Below are 17,442 nucleotides of genomic sequence, written 5' to 3'. Positions count from 1 at the left end.
TTTGCACCTCCCCCATTTCTCCATTTGTCTGAAAATTCCTTGTAAAAAAACGAGATCGCGCAAAAAAGCTTTGCCAAAACCGCTACACGCAAGCCGGAGCCTCTTGCTGCTTCTCCACCCGCTCACGCTTCTTTTCCTTTTGCAGCGCCACGACGGTATAAAGCGACGGCACAACAATCAAAGTTAAAAGCATCGAGAACAGCAGCCCGGAAATAATCGTGATGGCCAGCGGTTTGAACAGCACGCTCCCGGAAATCGCCATCGGGGCAAGGCCAGCCACGGCTGCAAAAGTCGTCAGCAAAATCGGGCGCAACCGCGCTTTTCCAGCGCCGATCACCGCGTCTCGCAACCCCATGCCAGCGTGCCGTGCTTCTTCGATGAACTCGATCAGGACAATTCCGTTTCGCACGACAATTCCGGCCAAGGAGATAAACCCGGCTACTGTCATGAAGCCGATCGGCGTGTCGGTAATGAACAACCCGATCATGCTTCCGGCGATCGCCAGGTAGACTGTGCTCATCACCAAAGTCGGTATCGACAAGGAATTGAACTGCAACACAATCAACAGGAAGATGAGCAGCACAGCCACCACCGCGAGCAGCCCCAAATCGGCCAGCACGTCGCCTTCCTCCTCCGATTCACCCGTCACCTTCCAGGCGTAACCATCCGGCATTTCGACGTGTTCCAGCTTTTGCACCAGCTCGCTCATCACGTCATCCGCCGTGCGCCCCCGCACATCGCTCGTAATCGTGACACTGCGGGACATATTGTAGCGGGGAATGCTCTGGATGGACAAGCTCGGTTTCATTTCCGCTATTTGCGCCACCGGAATGAGCTGCCCTTGGCTATTCGGAACCGTAAGCTGGCTAAAAAGCTGCTGCGGAGTCATGTTCGCCTGATCAGCCAGCAAAGTCATGTCGATCAGCTTTTTCCCGTTGTCAAACTGTCCAACCGGGATGCCTTGACTGATCAGACGCAACGTTCTCGTCAAATCCGCTTCATGGACCAGCGCCTTGTCCATTTTCCCCTGCTCCACCTGGAATTGGAGGGAATATTGCGCATTCCCGAGCGTGTCATTGATATTGTAAGTTCCTTTCGTCTCTTTAATCATCGCTTTGACTTCCTCGGAAATCGCATACAGCTCGGACAAGTCATTTCCATACACGCGAATGGCGACCGGGCTGCCCGAATACATGCCCGCCTTCACGCTGTACGGAATGATATTCGCCTCCGGGTACAGTTCTTTCAGCTGCACAGTCCACGGCTCGACGACTTTGCGCGCATCCATCTGCGTATGGTCAAAGACGACGACGAGCTGCGCCATGTTTTCGCCTGTTCCGATCGACGGGGCACTCGTGATCATCTGCGGGGCAGCTCCCCCGACGAAGGCAGCCACCTTTTGAATGTGCGGCTGTTTGACAATCCAGTCGCTGGTGCCTTGGACGATCCGGTCGGTTTCCTGCAAATTGCTGCCGATCGGCATGTTTATGTTGACAATCATCTGCGGTCTGTCGTCATCCGGGAACAGCTGGATCGGAATAAACGCAGCCAGTCCGTAAAAGGCTGTAGCGACCAGCACCCCGATCACTCCCGTTTTCAACGGGTTTTTCAGCATCGCCGGCATGACTCGATCTCCGTACCAGCGGGTCAGCGCATCGATCTGCTTGCCCAAAAGTCCGGCTGGCTTGCGGTCTGCTGCCGTTTTTTTCGCGCGCTTGTTTTTTCGTCTCTCGTTCCACTCCCGGTAAATCGGGATGAGCGAGAGCGACATGATCATGGAGGCGGTCATCGTGAAAATGATGACGACTGGCACCGGAAAAATGAACTGCCCGGCATCGCCTGTCAAAAAAATGATCGGGCCAAATGCGCTGATCGTGGCAAATGTCGCCGTGACAATCGAAACGGCAACCTCTTTCGTGCCAAGCACGGCTGCCGTATACGGTTCTTCTCCAAGCACGGACAGCCTGCGCTCAATGTTGTCATTGACCACAACGGCGTCATCCACCAAAATCCCGAGAACGATGATCATGCCAAAGACACTCATCTGATTCAGCGTGATCCCGAGCAAAGGGAGAACAGCCATCCCTGACGCAAGCGAGATCGGGATCGCGAGGGCGACCATCATCGAAGTCGTCAAGTTCAAGCCGAGCATGCAAACGAACAGGACGGCCACAATCGCGATCAGCATTTCATGCAACAGCTCGGAAAACAAACTGTCGATCCGCTCCATCTGGGCGTAAACCGTTTCCTTTTTCGCCCACGAAGGCAGCTGCTCTTCTAAAGAATGCAGCTTCTCGTCGACCGCGCGCTGGACGCTCGGGACGTTGCTGCCCAGCTCGGCGTTGATGCTGACCGTGACGGCGGGCTTTCCGTTGTAGTACGTCTTGTATTCCACCCGTTTCGTACTGTCCAAAATCGTGGCGACATCTTGCAAATAGACGGGTACCCCCTGAGCAGTACGGGTCACGACCACTTTTCCGAGCGAAGTCGGATCGTAGCTGACAGGCATGGTCAGTTGGTATTGGCGTTTGTCGACATGTATGTCTCCGAGTGGAACCGTCTCGTTTTTCGTTTGAATCGCGTCCATGACTTGCGCCCAAGAAATGCCGTAATGCTGGAGCTTTTGCGCCTGTACGTTGACTTTCACTTCCTGCTCGGGCAATCCGAGGATCGAGACATCGGACACGCCCGGAACGGTGCGCAGCTGATCCTTCCACAGGTCGAGCGTATCGCGCAATTGCAGGATTTGTTCAAAAGAATCGGCGGTAATTTGGAACGACTGGATGAAAGTGCGGCTCATGTCATCATTGATGATCGGCTGCTCCGCCTCTTCCGGCAGGTCGGCTTCGGCGTCCTTCACTTTTTTCCGCATGTCTTCAAACACGGCTTTCGGTTTGGCATCATTTTCCGTCTGTACGGTAATGATCGACACCCCTGAACGCGACTCGGAGTTGATCGACTTGATCCCTTGCACTTCATTGATCTTCTCTTCCAGCTTTTTCGTGACGGTCTGCTCGATTTTTTGCGGAGTCGCTCCCGGATAGACCGTGGTCACTGTCGCGGTGCCGACGATGATGTCAGGCTGCTCCTGTCTCGGGAGCGAGAACAAGACGTAAATCCCCATCAAGATCAGCATCGCAAAAAAGACGAGCGTGATTTTTCGCTTCTTGATCAAAAATTCAATCATGCTTCACGCCTCCTTTGACAGTGACCCGATCCCCGTCGAGCAAGCGGTCTGCCCCGTCAGTGATCAAGACATCGCCCGCCGCTATCCCTGCTGTAATTTCCAGCTCGTTGTCGACATACTCCCCCAGCGTTACCGTCGTCTTGCGGGCTTTTCCTTCTGTCAAAAGGAAGACATAAGGTTCAGACCCGCGGCTGAAAACAGCTTGGGTCGGGATAAAAATCGCTGCTTTTTGCTCCAAGGTTCGTTTCGCACTGACCACTTGCCCGGCAAACCAGTCTTTGGCGGCATTGTCGACCACCACTTCCACGCCGATCGTGCCCGTCTGTTCATTCGTAGCCGGATAGATGTTCGTCACTTTGCCTTTGCGCTTGTTCCCGTACAGCGCAAGCTCGACCTCGTCGCCTGCCCGCCAGGATGAGATGTCTTGATCCGGCACAGGCAAAATCGTTTTCAACTGCTGGATGTTGCCGATGCGATACACGGGAGCACCCGGGCCTGCAAGCTGACCGACATCCGCCATTTTTGCCAGTACGGTTCCGGCAAAAGGCGCTTTCGCCTCGGTTTTCGCCAGTGTCGCCGCCGCCTGATTGCGTGCTGCCATCGCTCCTTGATAACTCGCCTGCGTCGCGTTCACATCTTCCGCGCGCGCCCCTTCGACGACCAGAGAGTAGGTCGCTTTTGCCTGGAAAAGGTCTTTTTCCGCCAGCTCCCGCGCATTTTTCGCCCGTTCAAACTCACTTTGCGAGATCGCCCCATTTTTATGTAGCTGCTCCATGCGGCGGTAATCGCTCTCGGCCTGCTGCAAAGAGATTTGCTTCGCTTCAACCGCTGCCTGCGCTTGCTGGACTTCTTCCTTGCGGGAGCCGTTTTTCGCTTTGGCCAATTGGGCGTTCGCGCCGTTTGCTTCTGCGTTTGCCATTGCGAGCTGGAGCGAGTAGTCCGTGGTGCCAAGCACCGCCAGAACGTCTCCCTTTTTAACCGAATCCCCCTCCTTGAACGGCATCCGTTTGATTTCCCCGGCGAATTCAAAAGCAACCGTCACCTCTTCTACAGGAGCAAGCGTGCCCGACAGCTCGCTCTCGGTACGGACAGTCTTCGTTTGAACGCGTTTCGTTTCCACCACTTTTGCATCCAGCCGGGTTTCCACGCTGCTTGCAGGCTGCTCCCCTGTTGTGCAAGCCGTTCCCACCAGCACAAGCGAGAGGAGCGCTACACTTCCCGCCGCTTTCCTGATCCATGCATTCATGTTCTCTTCACTCCTGCTTAATTAGGTACATGTCCAAGCGATGTCGGTTTAACGGAATGAATATTCATTCCGTTCTGTTCAAAAGAAAGATCAGAATCAATGAATTCTGATCGCATCCCAGCAAGCCTCTTCCACGCCTGCCAGCAATTCCGGTGTTTCCTCGATCTCGCCCGCCCGGCAAGACTTGTACAGCGATATAAACGCACCGTCAATAATCGCGATCAATGCGTCGGCAGGCAACGGACGAATGATTTCGTTTTTCTTCCCCTGGTCAATGAACTCATAAAAAAACGTGCGCAGGCGCATGTAAGCTGCCTGGCTTGCTTCGTCCAAATAGTAGCCATTGACATGGGAATCGACAAACAGCAAGGCCGTGAGATTTTTATTCGCATAGCTGACCAGCTGCTTGGCAATATGAGCGAATTGCTTGCGCGAATCATTCGAGTCGTGCGGATAGCTCTGGTTCAGCGTCTCCAGCACATCGTTGACGCACTCTTGAAACAACGTGTTGACCAGCGCTTCCTTGTTTTCAAAATAGCGATACAGCGTCCCGGCGCCCACGCCTGCTTTGTCGACGATCATCGGAACAGTCGTGCCGTCGAAGCCTCGCTGTTCAAACAGAACCATCGCCGCTTCCAATATTAACTCCCGCTTTGTCTCAGACATGCCAGACCTCCTCACTTCGGAATGAATGTTCATTCCGTTTTGATTGTAATCAATTTCTCCTGAACCTGTCAAATCTTTCTTTCCTATCATCCGTTGACATGCAACCTTTTGGTTTCGTATACTGCAAAAAGCGAAACGTTTTGGTTTCGTTTCCATGTGCAAACTAGGAAACTACTTTCTTTTTACGGAGGCGTATTCATGTCCAACACCATTCCTGATATCGTTCAGACACAAGTATTTCAAGCTCCGCTGCAAAAAGTTTGGGATGCCGTCGCTACAGCAGACGGGATTGCCGCCTGGTTCATGCCAAACGATTTTCAGCCAGTAGCTGGACATGCCTTTACCATCCATTCCCCATACGGCGATTCTCCTTGCGTCGTGCAAGAAATTGACCCGCCGAACCGTCTCGTGTTCAAATGGGGCAAAGACTGGGTAATCACGTTCGCGTTAAAAGATTTGGGAGAAACAACAGAGTTCACACTGATTCATTCCGGTTGGTCTGCCGATACGGTAACGGAGTTTGGGGAAGGCCATGCCGTCGTCCGCGACCGGATGAACCAGGGCTGGGATTCTTCTGTGCTGCCTAAGCTGAAAGCGTATGTGGAAGCGTAAATGAGCAGCTCTGCCGCCAAGCATGACGTATTTCAAGCCATCGCCGATCCGACGCGCCGCAAGCTTTTGCAATTGCTGACCGATCAGGAAATGCCTGTGACCGCGATCAGCAGACACTTTCCGATCAGCCGCACTGCTGTTTCCAAGCATTTGCGCATTTTGTCCGAAGCAGGGCTGGTCAAGGAGCAGCGTGTAGGCCGCGAGACGAGGTATCGGATGCAACCGGAGCCGCTTGCCGAGCTGAAAAGCTGGCTGTCCTACTATGACCGCTTCTGGGACAACAAGCTGACCGCACTGAAACGGCTGGTGGAAGCCGAGCAGCCTGAGGATCATTCGCTGACAGGGCCGCGTCTTGTGGAAACCAAGCGGGATGAGTTGTAATGAAAAAAGGATAGGGAAAGCAGCATTCGTGCCGCTTCTCCCTATCCTTTTTGCTTATTCGATATGCAAGCCGAACGATTTTTCGCCAAAAGACACCGTCGCAAGCTCTTGCCCGGACGTGTACACCACATCGGACAGCAGCACGCTCTCCCGCAGCAAATGCTCAAAACGGTTCAGCGCTGCCCGCAGCTCCTCGTCGACCGCGAGCGTGACAACTACCCGTTTGTCGATCGGCAGCTCCATGCGCTTGCGGTAGTCCTGAATGACGCGGATCACTTCCCGCACCAGCCCTTCCTGGACAAGCTCCTCTGTCAGCTCCGTCGTCAGCGCCACGTGGATTTGATAGCCGGATGCGGAGGCAAAGCCTTGTTTTCCTTGCTTTTCGACGAGCAAGTCTTCGAGCGGGACGCGGATCGGCTCATCGTCCAGCACCATGTCCAGATGCCCCGACTCCATCACTTGCTTGGCTGCGGCTGGTGACAGTTCTTTCAAATGCGCTTGCAGCCCGCTTACGAGCTTGCCGTATTTTTTGCCAGCCACTTTCAGATTCAGCTTGAAATGATAGGTGACAAAACCGTCGTCGCTCCGTTCCAGACGAATGCTTTTCACATTGATTTCGTCCCGGATGATGCCGGCAAACTGGTCGAGGCGAAACGGTCGATCGAGCGAGACGATCAGCTCGGATAGCGGCTGACGCGTCTTGATTCCGGTTTCGTTGCGGATATTGCGGGCCAGCTCGACGATTTGTCTCGCCGTCTCCATGTCGCGCTCAAGCGCTTCGTCGCGTACGTCCTCGTTTACTTGCGGATAGTCTGCCAGATGAACGCTGCCCGCTTCGCCGAGATTGCCGTACATATCATCCGCGATCAGTGGAGCGTATGGCGCAATCATCCGCGCAAGTGTCAAAAGCACCTCGCGCAGCGTATGGTAAGCGGCGATTTTGTCGGCAGACAGGCCGCTTTCCCAGAAGCGGTCGCGCGAACGGCGGATGTACCAGTTGCTCAGCTCGTCGACGAATGCTTCAATCTGCTTCGCCGGATTCATGAAGTCGTACGTGTCCAGCCCTTTGCGCACATTTTTCAACGTCGTATGCAGGCGGGACAGTACCCAGCGATCCAGCTCGTTTTCAGACGCAACTGCCGGATGCTGCTGCGGATCGAACTGGTCGATACCCGCGTACAGCGAGTAAAAGGCGTGCGTGTTGTGGATCGTATCGATCACCTTGAACTTCGCCTCGGCGACGATCCGCTTGGAAAAGCGCTTGCTGCTCCACGGCGCACTGTCCGACAAAAGCGCCCAGCGGAATGCATCTGCCCCGAACTCCTCGATCACTTCCCACGGGTCGATTCCGTTGCCTTTGCTCTTCGACATTTTTTGGCCGTGCTCATCCAGTACGTGCCCGGTCGAGATGACCGCTTTGTACGGCGCTTGCCCGTTGTAAAGCGTGGAGACAGCCAGCAGGCTGAAAAACCAGCCCCGCGTCTGATCGATCCCCTCCGAGATCATGTCGGCAGGATATTGCTCCTGGAACTGCTTGTCGTCGCCAAACGGATGATGGTACTGGGCAAAAGGCATCGAACCGCTGTCAAACCAGACGTCAATGACCTCCGGCGTGCGCTCCATCACAGAGCCGCATGTACAGCGCAGCTTGACTTCATCCACATACGGCTTGTGCAGCTCCAGCGACTCGTCGATTGATACGGCTGCCTTTGCGCGCAGCTCTGCAATGCTTCCTGGCGCGTACTCGCTGCCGCAATCGTGACAAAGCCAGATGTTGAGCGGCGTTCCCCAATAGCGGTTGCGGCTGATGTTCCAGTCCACCAGCTCTTCGAGAAAATTGCCGAACCGCCCTTCGCGCAAATGGCCCGGATACCATTCGACTTTGCTGTTGTTGGCGATCAGCTGATCCTTGATCGCCGTCGTCTGGATGAACCAGCTTTCCATCGCGTAGTAGAGCAAGGGCGACTTGCAGCGCCAGCAAAACGGATAGCTGTGCTCGTACCGTTCCTTGGAGAACAACAGTCCGCGATGGGCCAAGTCTTTGACGATGTCGACGTCGCACTCCTTGACGAAGCGCCCGGCAAAATCGGTAATTTGCTCCGTGTAACGCCCAGCCAGATTGACTACGTTCACGAAGTCCAGTCCGTGCTGACGGGTCGTGCGATAGTCGTCCTCTCCGTGGGCGGGAGCCGTATGGACGATCCCCGTCCCGCTCGTATCGCTGACATACTCGGCGTCGACGATGACATGCCCTTTTTCCACGCGGACGTAGCTGTACGGCGGCTCGTATTCCGTCCCGACAAATTCCGCCCCTTTGTGCGTCGACAACACTTCATACGCATCGGTGAACACTTTGTCTGCGAGATTTTTCGCGACGACGTACACTTCGCCGTTTTGCTTCGCGCGCACGTAGTCCAGCTCTTTGTTGACCGCGAGAGCCACGTTTGCCGGAAGCGTCCACGGCGTAGTCGTCCAGGCGAGAAACACTTCCTCCCCCTGCTTGCTGCGGAACTTGACCGTCGCGCTCAAATCTTTCACATCTTCGTAGCCTTGCGCTACTTCGTGAGAGCTGAGCGTCGTCTGGCAATCCGGGCAGTACGGACTGACGCGATGTCCTTTGTACAACAGCCCCTTTTTGTGGATCGTAGCCAAAATGTGCCAGACACTTTCGATGTAGTCGTTAGTGAGCGTCACGTACGGATGATTCATATCCGTCCAGTAGCCGATTGCCTCCGTCAGCTCCCGCCATTGCTTCTCGTACTCGAACACGCTCGCCTTGCAGCGCTCTACGAACTTCGCCACACCGTAGTTCTCGATCTCATGCTTCCCGGAGATGCCCAACTGCTTTTCCACGCCAAGCTCCACTGGCAAGCCATGCGTATCCCAGCCTGCTTTGCGCACGACGCGGTATCCGGACATCGTTTTGTAGCGCCCGATGAAGTCTTTGATCACTCGTCCGAGCACGTGGCCGATATGCGGTTGACCATTTGCCGTCGGCGGCCCTTCGTAAAACACGTAGTTCGGTTTGCCAAGCCGATTGTCCATCGATTTTTGAAAGGTGCCATCCTCTTTCCATTGCGCCAGCACACGCAGCTCGCGTGCCCTCGCCTTTTCTTTGACGTCGACTTTTCTCATTTCACTCATCCCTCCTGTGATTGATGTCCGAAAACGCAAAAAAATCCCGCCCCCGAAGGGACGAGATTTCATCTCGCGTTACCACCCTTGTTCCGAAACGATCACGAAAACGTGACGCTTCGACACCTCTGCTACGTACCATCATACGCGCCCCTTGTAACGGCGGGGTCCCGGGTCAGCTTACTTTGTTGCGCTTCAGCTTTCCTTCTCGGAGAGGATTTTCGGCTAAGTCTTGAACGTTGGCTTTCAGCGCTAGGCCAACTCTCTGGGGAACAAGGGGTTTAGCGTACTCTTTCTCGTCAATGAATTTGATCAGTTCAATTCGTACCTTCTTTTTACATCAGTTTTCCAGCTTTGTCAAGAAACGAAAGCAAGCGGTCTGTTACGCCGCGACCCGCTTCAAGCTTCTGCGGCTTTCCACGCGCGACAGGAACAAGCTTAGGACAAGGACGATCGCTCCGAACAAGTACGGTGCGTTCACATGCATTCCGTACAAAGTCCCCGCCACAGCCGGGCCAAAAATGTTGCCCAGACTCATGTAGGCGTTGTTCATCCCGGCGACAAAGCCTTGTTCATCCCCGGCCCGCTTGGAGATGAGCGTATTGATCGCCGGACGCATGATCGAGGTCAAGGTGAAGAACAACACAGTCAAGACGAGCATATACCAGAAGTTCCCTGACAAAAGCATCAGCACCATCGTGACCGCCGAGCTGAAAAACGTCCAGTTGATCAGCTTCTTTTCTCCAAAACGGGAAATCAGCTTCCCGATCAGCATAGCCTGCACAATCGTTCCAGCCAACGCCCCGACCGTGATGATGATCGAGATGTCACGCGGCGTATAGCCGAACTTCGCATCTACGAAGAGCGGAAAAATTACTTCAAAGTTCGCCAGCCCGAAAGTCATCGTAAAAATCAGCACGAGCATGATGAAATACGACGACTGGAAAGACTTGCCGAGTTGCAGGAAAATATTTTCTTTCTTCTGCTCCGAACGGCGGGCTGCCAGCTGTTTGTCTTTTGGCAATGACTCAGACAAAAAGAGCACGGAGCCGATCGTCGCCACGGCCCCTACCGCCGCGGAAATGTAAAACGGCATCCGCAGCCCAAGCTCGGCGAGAAAACCGCCGATCCCCGGCCCGATCACGAACCCGAGAGACATCGCCGCGCCGAGCAGTCCCAAGCCTTTTCCGCGCTTGTCCTCGGTCGTAATATCGGCGACGTACGCGAGCATGGAAGGAATCATCGAAGCGGCGCCGATTCCCCCGATCAAACGGGAGAGGTAGAGCACCCATGTCTGTTCGGCCAGGGCAAACACCAGATTCGAAATCGTAAACAACACCAGGCCGGAGACGATCATGATTTTCCGACCGTATTTGTCCGACCACTCTCCCGCGATCGGAGAGAACAGAAACTGCGTCAAACCAAACGCTGCCACCAGGTAGCCAGCCGTCTTCCCGCCTGCTCCAAATTCTTTCAAAAACTCGGGCAAAATCGGGATAATCAAGCCGATTCCGAGCATGGCAATAAACATGTTCATCATCAAAAAGAGAATCGGTCGCCCGCTATTCTCTGCATTTTCACTTTTCATTGATCCAATCCTATCCTGTTTATTTTTTCTCTTTACGCTTTGAGCCTCGCCTTCACGCTTTCGATCACGGTGCGCCACACCGCAGGATCAGTCGTGATCGTTTCCTTGAACGTCCGATACAGCTGCTTTTGCTTCTCCTCAAAATCCGGCGCATCGGTCGCAGGCAGCGTCGCCCGCGCAGTCGTGATCATTTCCTGCACCTCTGGCGAGCGCGGCCCCCAGACACAAGCTTCGTAACCATCCTGATCGAGGAAAACGAAAATCGGGATCGCCCGCGCTGTACCGTTCGTCAAGTATTGGTCCATCAGCTCCAGATTCTCGTCGCGAATGAGGAAGCGCAGCTCGATATTGCTTTCTTCCACGATGCGTTGAATGACCGGAACGCACAGCGCCGCATCTCCACACCAGTCGGCTGTCAGCACGATGCCTTTCCAGTTGCGCGCGGACAGCTCCTTCCAAAACGCGAGATCTTCCTCGCTGAACGTCAGCTGCTCGTAGACGCGGCTCAACTCTTGCTTGTTCACATTCATGCTGTCGCGATACTGCTCAAACGTCATTCCTTTTTCAAACCAACTGCTCTGATTCACGTTAGACATAATGGGTACTCCTCCTCTATATGCAAAAATGATAAATCATTGCTCCCAAATCGCTGACGTGCCCAGGCGATTTCGCACAGAAAAATGTCTGGCCTTGCCCGTTTGCACCTCAGTTGCCGAGTCCCGCACCGCTTCTGCTTTTGCCGCAAGCTCCAGGAACCACGCTTTGTCGCGAATGAGCAGCGACAGGTCGATCAAATCATGCAAAGATTCCAGATCGTCAAAAGTGCCTGTCGACATGCGCTCCAGCCATTGCAGCGGGATGGTCACGATCTTGCCCACCGTGTTTTCGTTGTCGCATTTGACGACGTAGACTTTCGCAATGCCCCGCAATGAATCGACGGTTTCCACGAAGCCTTGAACCAACTCGCCATGCTTGGTCTTGCCCAATACCCAATCACTGATTTCCAGCAACTGTTCCCGATTCATACGAACGCACCACCTTAAAATGTAGTAAAAATAGTTACAGTTTCCAGTCAAACAAGTCGCTTCGTCTGCTTTGCTTATTCGCTGACCTGATCCTGACACGTGCTTTGACGAATTTTATCCAAAACGCTTTGAATGGTAAGCTGCTCCAAATACTTCGTGTAGTACAGCTCTGCTTCCGTAAAAATTTGATCCATCACGTTGTGGATATTCGCAGACACCAGGCAGGCTTCTTTCGGGTCACCCGAACACCAATGCGGCTTCAAGGTTCCTTTTGACATGGAATGGTAAATCTCGGCCAGTGTCACTGCATGCGGATCGCAAGCCAAAATGTATCCGCCGCCTACGCCTTCTTTTGTCTTCACAAATCCGTTTTTTCGCAGGATACCCATAATTTTGCGTATTCTGGCAGGATTGGTGCATACGTTTTGCGCGATGAGCTCACTGCTTGCCATATGTCCCGGTATATGAGCCAACAAGGCCAAGCTGTGAACAGCTATCGTAAACTCACTATTCACGTCTGAGACGGCCCCCTCCGAAAGTGTACTGTAATCATAATTCTTACAGTTAAGAATGTCAACAATTGCGGGAGGCGTAACTGTATTCCATATATGCTGGTTTTTCTTTTGCCGTGGTTTTGGTGGCGGTGGCGGGCTTGAGCGGGAGGAAGCCTTGGTCTGGTGCTCTGGCTCTAGCTGATGCTCTGGCTTCCGTTCTGGTTTCCTCTTCCCCTCTCATGCTCATACTGTTTAAATCAGCTTGACCAACACGATTTCGTCGCGAATCGGAATCCCGTTGTCCGCGATCAGCGGAATCTCCGGCTTGATCGCCCGCGCTTTTTCCACAGCGTTGACATGCAGCTCGTGAAACTGATAGCCGCGCCGCTGATAAAAGCCGAGCGCATGCAAGTTGTCATTGGTCGTCACCAGCTTCATCCGCTCGCAGCCCGCTTCCTTCGCCGCCTGCTCCGCTCTCGCCAAAAGGGCAGAGCCGATCCCCCTGTTTTCCGCCAGGCTGTCCAGCGAAATGATTTCGCACTCGGTCTGCTCCAGCACATAGCTGACATACCCCTGGATCGCGCCATCCGAGCCGATGTGCGCATAGCCGTCCAGCTCGTCACATGTAAAAATGCCGCTTCCGATCACCATTTGCGGACTTCCCCAGTTGGTGATGAAAAAGTCCGTAATGACGCTTTTCGAAAGTTCGCTTGCCGCTATGATGTTCATGCTCTGCACCTCTTTAGCCGTTTCGATTCTCCCGTATGCTAGGGCCGCACTTGCAGCAGTACCTTTCCCGTGCTCTGTCTGCTTTCTACCCATGCGTGGGCGTTTGCCGCCTCTTCCAGCGAAAACACTTTGCCGATCTTGACGTCGAGCTGTCCTTTTGCCAAAAAGTCGATCACTTGCCCAGCTGTATCCTGCAAAAGATGCGGACGCAGCTTCCGCGTCGTGCCGAAGCTGAAACCGAGCACCGAGCGGCAGCTTGCATGCAGATCAAGTGTGCGGATTTGCCCGATTTCTCCGCTCGCATTGCCAAAATGCACGAGTCGGCCGTACCAGGCGAGACATTCGATGCTTCGTTCGCTCACCCGGCCTGAGATCGAGTCCAGAATGACGTCAGCGCCAGCCCCGTCCGTCAGCTCGCGTACTTTTTCCACAAAGTCTTCCGTGTCGTGGCAAATGGCATGATCCGCTCCGGCAGCCAAAGCAACTTCGGCTTTTGCCGCGCTGCCCACGCTCCCGATGACGCGCCCCGCTCCGAGAAGCTTGGCCAACTGAATCGCCGTCGTTCCGATCCCGCCCGCCGCCGCGTGGATCAGCACCGTTTCTCCTTCGGCCAAACGGGCGACTTTTGCCAGCAACTGATAGGAAGTAAACGACACCACAGGGCAAGCTGCGGCTGTTTCCGTGCTGATCGAGTCGGGAATCGCGAAGGTGAGCGCCTCATCGGCAACGACGTATTCCGCATACGAGCCGTTCGCCGGAAACGCGATCACGCGCTGCCCGACGCGCAAATTTTTCACTTCTGACCCGACCTCTTCAATTACTCCTGTCGCATCCAGTCCGGGAATAAACGGCAGCTTGGCTGCTCCCTTTTTGCCGTAGCGCGACTTGATATCGGCAAAATTGACACTCGCCATCTCCACGCGAATGAGCACTTGCGCAGCTGAAATCTTCGGTATATCCACGTCCGTGTACTGCATCGTCTCCGGGCCGCCCAGTTGTGTTACCAAGATCGCCTTCATGAACATGCCTCCCATGCTGATTGGTCGCTCTTTTACTTCCGCATGAGCTGCCGATTCCCTGCCAGTTCCTGCCGATCAGACGCAAAAAACCGCTCAAGGCGTGAACGGTTTCTCGCTTTTTTATGCTTTTATGCTTGCAAAATGCCCAAGATTTCCGCCTTTTTCCGCGCAAACTCTTCGTCGGCAAGCACGGGCGCAAACTCGCTGCGCGGCAAGTCTGCGAGCAAATCGTGCCACGACTTGCACCCCTGGTAAGCGGCCTCAATCGGAATCACGACCGGCTGCGCCAGACGGTACATGCGGACGAACAAAATATGCAGCGGCTGCTTCTTTTTCCAGTGCAGACGCACATCCGCAAAGTTGTCTGTCCAGATGTGGTAAGGCGAGAGCGCGCGCAGCTTGGCTTCGTCCATCAGCTCCACATCGTCGGTCACTTCGGCAAAATATTCGATGGAGACGGTCGTCTGATCACTCGACCAGCCTGCAAGCGTCGCATCCAGCAGATGGTGGTAAGCTGGCTTCACCATGTCGCGCTTCTGATGCTCGTAAGTAGGGTACAAGTAAAACAGATTGTTTTCCAATCGAAATTCTCGTGTTTCTTCGTATAACCCGCCCTTGCGGATCGTAATGATCTGCTCGCCTTCCCCGAGCGCTTTGACAGCGACCGCCCATTCCTTCAGGCTCAAGGGGGATTGCGGCTGTACGATCGTCTGCATGCAGTACGTCTCCCTTCTCTCTGTCAGAATCGTTTGATGACCATAGTCTAGCTTAATTCCGACTAAAAGGGAAGACATTTACAGCAATTGATTGACTTGCTGCACAGCGCGATGCAGACGCTCTTCATAGTCACCTGTAATCGTCACATAAGTGATGCCCCGCTCATCCAGCATCCGGCACAGCTTTTGGTGATTGTCCAGACGGATTTGCTCAGCGCCGTGGACGCGCAGGCCGTCATCAATCCAGGCGACATCCGGCGCGAGGAGCAGCCACAAATCGTAATGCTGTTCGCGCGCGATTTCGTCCAGCACCGGAAAGGAAATCCCTGTGTAAAGCTCTGAATAAAACTGCGTGACGATCGCTTCCGTATCGATGAACAACAGCTTGTTGGCCCGCTGGAGCGCTTCGTATTCCTTCATTTTGTGCCCGTAGGCGATGTGCGGGAAATACTCTTTCGTCAAAATCGTGTCGCAGCCGCCCACCTCTTCGCAAATCGTGCGGCCGTACTCCTCGACAAACACGGTGTTGTAGATTTTGGCGAGATAGCGGGTCAGCGTCGACTTGCCGCAGCTTTCCGTCCCGACGACGACCACCTTTTTCACAAAGAAAGGCTGAGCCACGGTCGGAATGTGCTGCCAATGGGCGAAGACGCCCTCGTTTCTGATCCGGGTAGCCGAGATCGGCACCTGACTGCGCGCACCATCGAGCACGACGTGTTTGGCGTCCGGGTACAAGCGGCGAAAAATCGGATCATACGACTGCTCCGAGCTGAAGACGAAATCGATCGGCTTGCCGATTTTGCGCTTGATGTCGGCAGCGCCCGCCTGCCAATCGTACGTCTCGTCGCTCTCCGCGCCATCCTCCACCGCAATTACCCGCACATTTTCCATATCCTTGACCAGCGTCGACAGCCAGCGCAGCCTGACCTCGTACGGTATCGGCTTCATCCCCGCCGCTTCGCACAGCTTTTGATCGCGAACGGGGCTGTGCGAGAGCACCGCGTACAGCTCGTCGCAGCGGCACGCCGCCTGGGTAATGGCGTAGACGTGCCCTTGGTGCAACGGCAAAAACTTGCCGCCGATAAAGCCTACGGTACCCATAGCTGCCCCTCCTTTTGCGCGCGATATTGGCGAATCCAGTTCAGCAGGCCGTAAAGCGCATTGACCAGGTAAGCCGACCACATGACGAGAATCGAGATGTCATTGCCGTCCGCGAGAAAAGCGACCACCCACATGTAAATCGTGAACAAGTCGATGATGACCCAGACAACCCACTGCTCTACCAGCCGTTTCACCATGAAAATCATCGCCACAATCGAGAGAACGGCTGTCAGCGAATCGATGAAGGGCAAGGCTCCGCCCAGCTGTTTCAGCACAAATCCGTAGGCGACCGTAGCGACTACGCACAGCACGCTCCACCAAATGCGTTCAGACGAGCGCAATACGGCTATTTTGACGTCGTTTTGCTTTTGCTCCGACACTTTGTTTTTGCGCCACATGATCAGTCCGATAAACTGCATCGGCAAAAAATAGAGCAGATTCAGCATCACTTCGCCGTAATACTTTTGCCCATACGCGACGAAGGCGTACAAAATCACATTGACGATGCCCGGATAGTAGTTGAACGTCTTGCCTTTGGCGACCAGCACGACACTCAGCATCCCGGTCAATGACGCGCACAAGCCGATCCACGTATCATCGAGCGCTACGTACAAATAGACGGTGACAAGCGTAAACGAAGCCAGCCAAATCCGCTCGAACCAATTCCAGTCTGCCAGAAACCGGCGACTCATTGCGATCATGCGAATCTCTCCTTGAACGCCCGCAGGTTTTCCTGCCGCGCCGAATGGTCATAGATGGCGAAGACGATCTGGTCAAACAGCTGCGCGTACTCTTCTTGCAGCAACACCTGGGCAAAGTAGTCCGCCACATCCCGGGCGTGATTGCGAAAGACGCCGCAACCGTACGCGCCCAAAATGATTGTGCGTTTCTCGTGCATCGCAGCCAGGCGCAGCACTTTTCGGATGCGCTCTTTCATTACAGTTGCGATTAGGCTGACATTTTCCGGTTCACGCTCGCGGACTACTCCCGCGTTCACAGCCGGAGCGGTGACAAACGACAGCAGGTACGGCTCATCCAGCAGTTCGTCTGCCTCGTTGCGGATCACGGGCACGTCGGGCGAGTAAATCATGTAGTCGGAATAAAAGCATGTTTTCAATTGGCGATTGTACTGGTACATTTCCTCCATTTGCACCAGGCACGGATACAGTCCGGACGCCCGGGCCAAGCTTTCCTCCTGCGCCTGGCTCCCGCCGAGAAAGCCGCCGCCCGGATTTTTCGCCGAAGCGAAGTTCAGGCAGAGCGTATCGCTGCGCTTTTCCCGCACAATGAGCCTTTCCGCTGCCCCCAAGCTCGACTCGGAGGGCACCTGGATCGAGCCTCGGCCCGTTCTCGCTACCCCTGCCGCCGAGTTCTCGGTCAAATCATCTGGACGATACAACAGAGTGCCGCTGACTGCTGTCGCAAGCTCGGCTGCGATCTGCACTTTTTGCCCGCGGCGATTCACGTACTCGCCTTGCTCCAATATGTGCAACGTTTCGTGGGCCGTTTTTGCGCGGCCGCCACGGTTGTTTCCCTGGCTCAT

At 54.6% G+C, this 17,442-nt stretch carries 16 protein-coding genes and 1 other annotated feature; of the genes, 2 read left to right on the top strand and 14 right to left on the bottom strand.

The window, feature by feature from the left end; translation table 11 throughout:
- Positions 1-82: 82 nt before the first annotated feature.
- The 3 genes from EDM60_RS05660 to EDM60_RS05650 all read right to left on the bottom strand — a co-directional run bounded on the left by EDM60_RS05660 (position 83) and on the right by EDM60_RS05650 (position 5,099).
- A complete protein-coding gene (locus EDM60_RS05660) occupies positions 83-3,187 on the bottom strand; it encodes an efflux RND transporter permease subunit (protein WP_122963077.1) in 3,105 nt (1,034 codons plus the stop codon).
- Positions 3,180-4,433, bottom strand: a complete 1,254-nt coding sequence (locus EDM60_RS05655) for an efflux RND transporter periplasmic adaptor subunit (protein ID WP_122963076.1) — start codon at positions 4,431-4,433, stop codon at positions 3,180-3,182. The genes EDM60_RS05660 and EDM60_RS05655 overlap by 8 nt, the downstream gene beginning before the upstream one ends.
- 96 nt (positions 4,434-4,529) lie before the next feature.
- The gene (locus tag EDM60_RS05650) at positions 4,530-5,099 is read right to left on the bottom strand and encodes a TetR/AcrR family transcriptional regulator (protein ID WP_122963075.1); all 570 of its coding nucleotides are present in this window, start codon (positions 5,097-5,099) and stop codon (positions 4,530-4,532) included.
- A 198-nt stretch (positions 5,100-5,297) separates the two neighbouring features.
- On the opposite strand from EDM60_RS05650, the gene EDM60_RS05645 reads away from it, so the two are divergent.
- Positions 5,298-5,711: an SRPBCC family protein gene (locus EDM60_RS05645; RefSeq protein WP_122963074.1), complete on the top strand. Its 414-nt coding sequence runs from the start codon at positions 5,298-5,300 to the stop codon at positions 5,709-5,711.
- Positions 5,712-6,092 carry an ArsR/SmtB family transcription factor gene (locus tag EDM60_RS05640; protein ID WP_122963073.1) on the top strand — a complete coding sequence of 127 codons (381 nt, stop codon included), beginning with the start codon at positions 5,712-5,714 and terminating at the stop codon, positions 6,090-6,092.
- Between the two features lie 54 nt (positions 6,093-6,146).
- On the opposite strand, the gene ileS is transcribed toward EDM60_RS05640, so the two are convergent.
- The 11 genes from ileS to EDM60_RS05585 all read right to left on the bottom strand — a co-directional run bounded on the left by ileS (position 6,147) and on the right by EDM60_RS05585 (position 17,442).
- Entirely contained in the window at positions 6,147-9,227 is a 3,081-nt protein-coding gene (gene ileS / locus EDM60_RS05635; RefSeq protein ID WP_122963072.1) for an isoleucine--tRNA ligase, read from the bottom strand.
- A gap of 53 nt (positions 9,228-9,280) precedes the next feature.
- Positions 9,281-9,539, bottom strand: a binding site (T-box leader).
- Between the two features lie 70 nt (positions 9,540-9,609).
- The gene (locus EDM60_RS05630; protein ID WP_122963071.1) at positions 9,610-10,815 is read right to left on the bottom strand and encodes an MFS transporter; all 1,206 of its coding nucleotides are present in this window, start codon (positions 10,813-10,815) and stop codon (positions 9,610-9,612) included.
- A 32-nt stretch (positions 10,816-10,847) separates the two neighbouring features.
- Positions 10,848-11,411: a thioredoxin family protein gene (locus EDM60_RS05625; RefSeq protein ID WP_122963070.1), complete on the bottom strand. Its 564-nt coding sequence runs from the start codon at positions 11,409-11,411 to the stop codon at positions 10,848-10,850.
- A 36-nt stretch (positions 11,412-11,447) separates the two neighbouring features.
- On the bottom strand, positions 11,448-11,840 hold the full coding sequence (locus tag EDM60_RS05620) for a hypothetical protein (RefSeq protein ID WP_122963069.1): 393 nt from the start codon (positions 11,838-11,840) through the stop codon (positions 11,448-11,450).
- 74 nt (positions 11,841-11,914) lie between these two features.
- Complete coding sequence (locus tag EDM60_RS05615; RefSeq protein ID WP_122963068.1) at positions 11,915-12,355, bottom strand: Rrf2 family transcriptional regulator; 441 nt, start codon at positions 12,353-12,355, stop codon at positions 11,915-11,917.
- Between the two features lie 231 nt (positions 12,356-12,586).
- Positions 12,587-13,063: a GNAT family N-acetyltransferase gene (locus EDM60_RS05610; protein ID WP_122963067.1), complete on the bottom strand. Its 477-nt coding sequence runs from the start codon at positions 13,061-13,063 to the stop codon at positions 12,587-12,589.
- Between the two features lie 38 nt (positions 13,064-13,101).
- Positions 13,102-14,082 carry a quinone oxidoreductase family protein gene (locus tag EDM60_RS05605; protein WP_122963066.1) on the bottom strand — a complete coding sequence of 327 codons (981 nt, stop codon included), beginning with the start codon at positions 14,080-14,082 and terminating at the stop codon, positions 13,102-13,104.
- 128 nt (positions 14,083-14,210) lie between these two features.
- The gene (locus EDM60_RS05600; RefSeq protein WP_122963065.1) at positions 14,211-14,798 is read right to left on the bottom strand and encodes a DUF1802 family protein; all 588 of its coding nucleotides are present in this window, start codon (positions 14,796-14,798) and stop codon (positions 14,211-14,213) included.
- Positions 14,799-14,876: 78 nt separating this feature from the next.
- Entirely contained in the window at positions 14,877-15,899 is a 1,023-nt protein-coding gene (nadR, locus tag EDM60_RS05595; protein WP_122963064.1) for a multifunctional transcriptional regulator/nicotinamide-nucleotide adenylyltransferase/ribosylnicotinamide kinase NadR, read from the bottom strand.
- A complete protein-coding gene (gene pnuC / locus EDM60_RS05590) occupies positions 15,887-16,600 on the bottom strand; it encodes a nicotinamide riboside transporter PnuC (RefSeq protein ID WP_122963063.1) in 714 nt (237 codons plus the stop codon). The genes nadR and pnuC overlap by 13 nt, the downstream gene beginning before the upstream one ends.
- Positions 16,597-17,442 (bottom strand): TIGR02452 family protein, encoded by an 846-nt coding sequence (locus tag EDM60_RS05585; RefSeq protein ID WP_122963062.1) that lies wholly within the window; start codon positions 17,440-17,442, stop codon positions 16,597-16,599. Before EDM60_RS05585 ends, pnuC begins: the two co-directional genes overlap by 4 nt.

The sequence above is a fragment of the Brevibacillus parabrevis genome, assembly GCF_003710905.1.
Taxonomy (GTDB): domain Bacteria; phylum Bacillota; class Bacilli; order Brevibacillales; family Brevibacillaceae; genus Brevibacillus; species Brevibacillus parabrevis.
The sequence above is the reverse complement of the archived record's forward strand: the minus strand, read 5'-3'. Positions and strand labels throughout refer to the sequence as shown.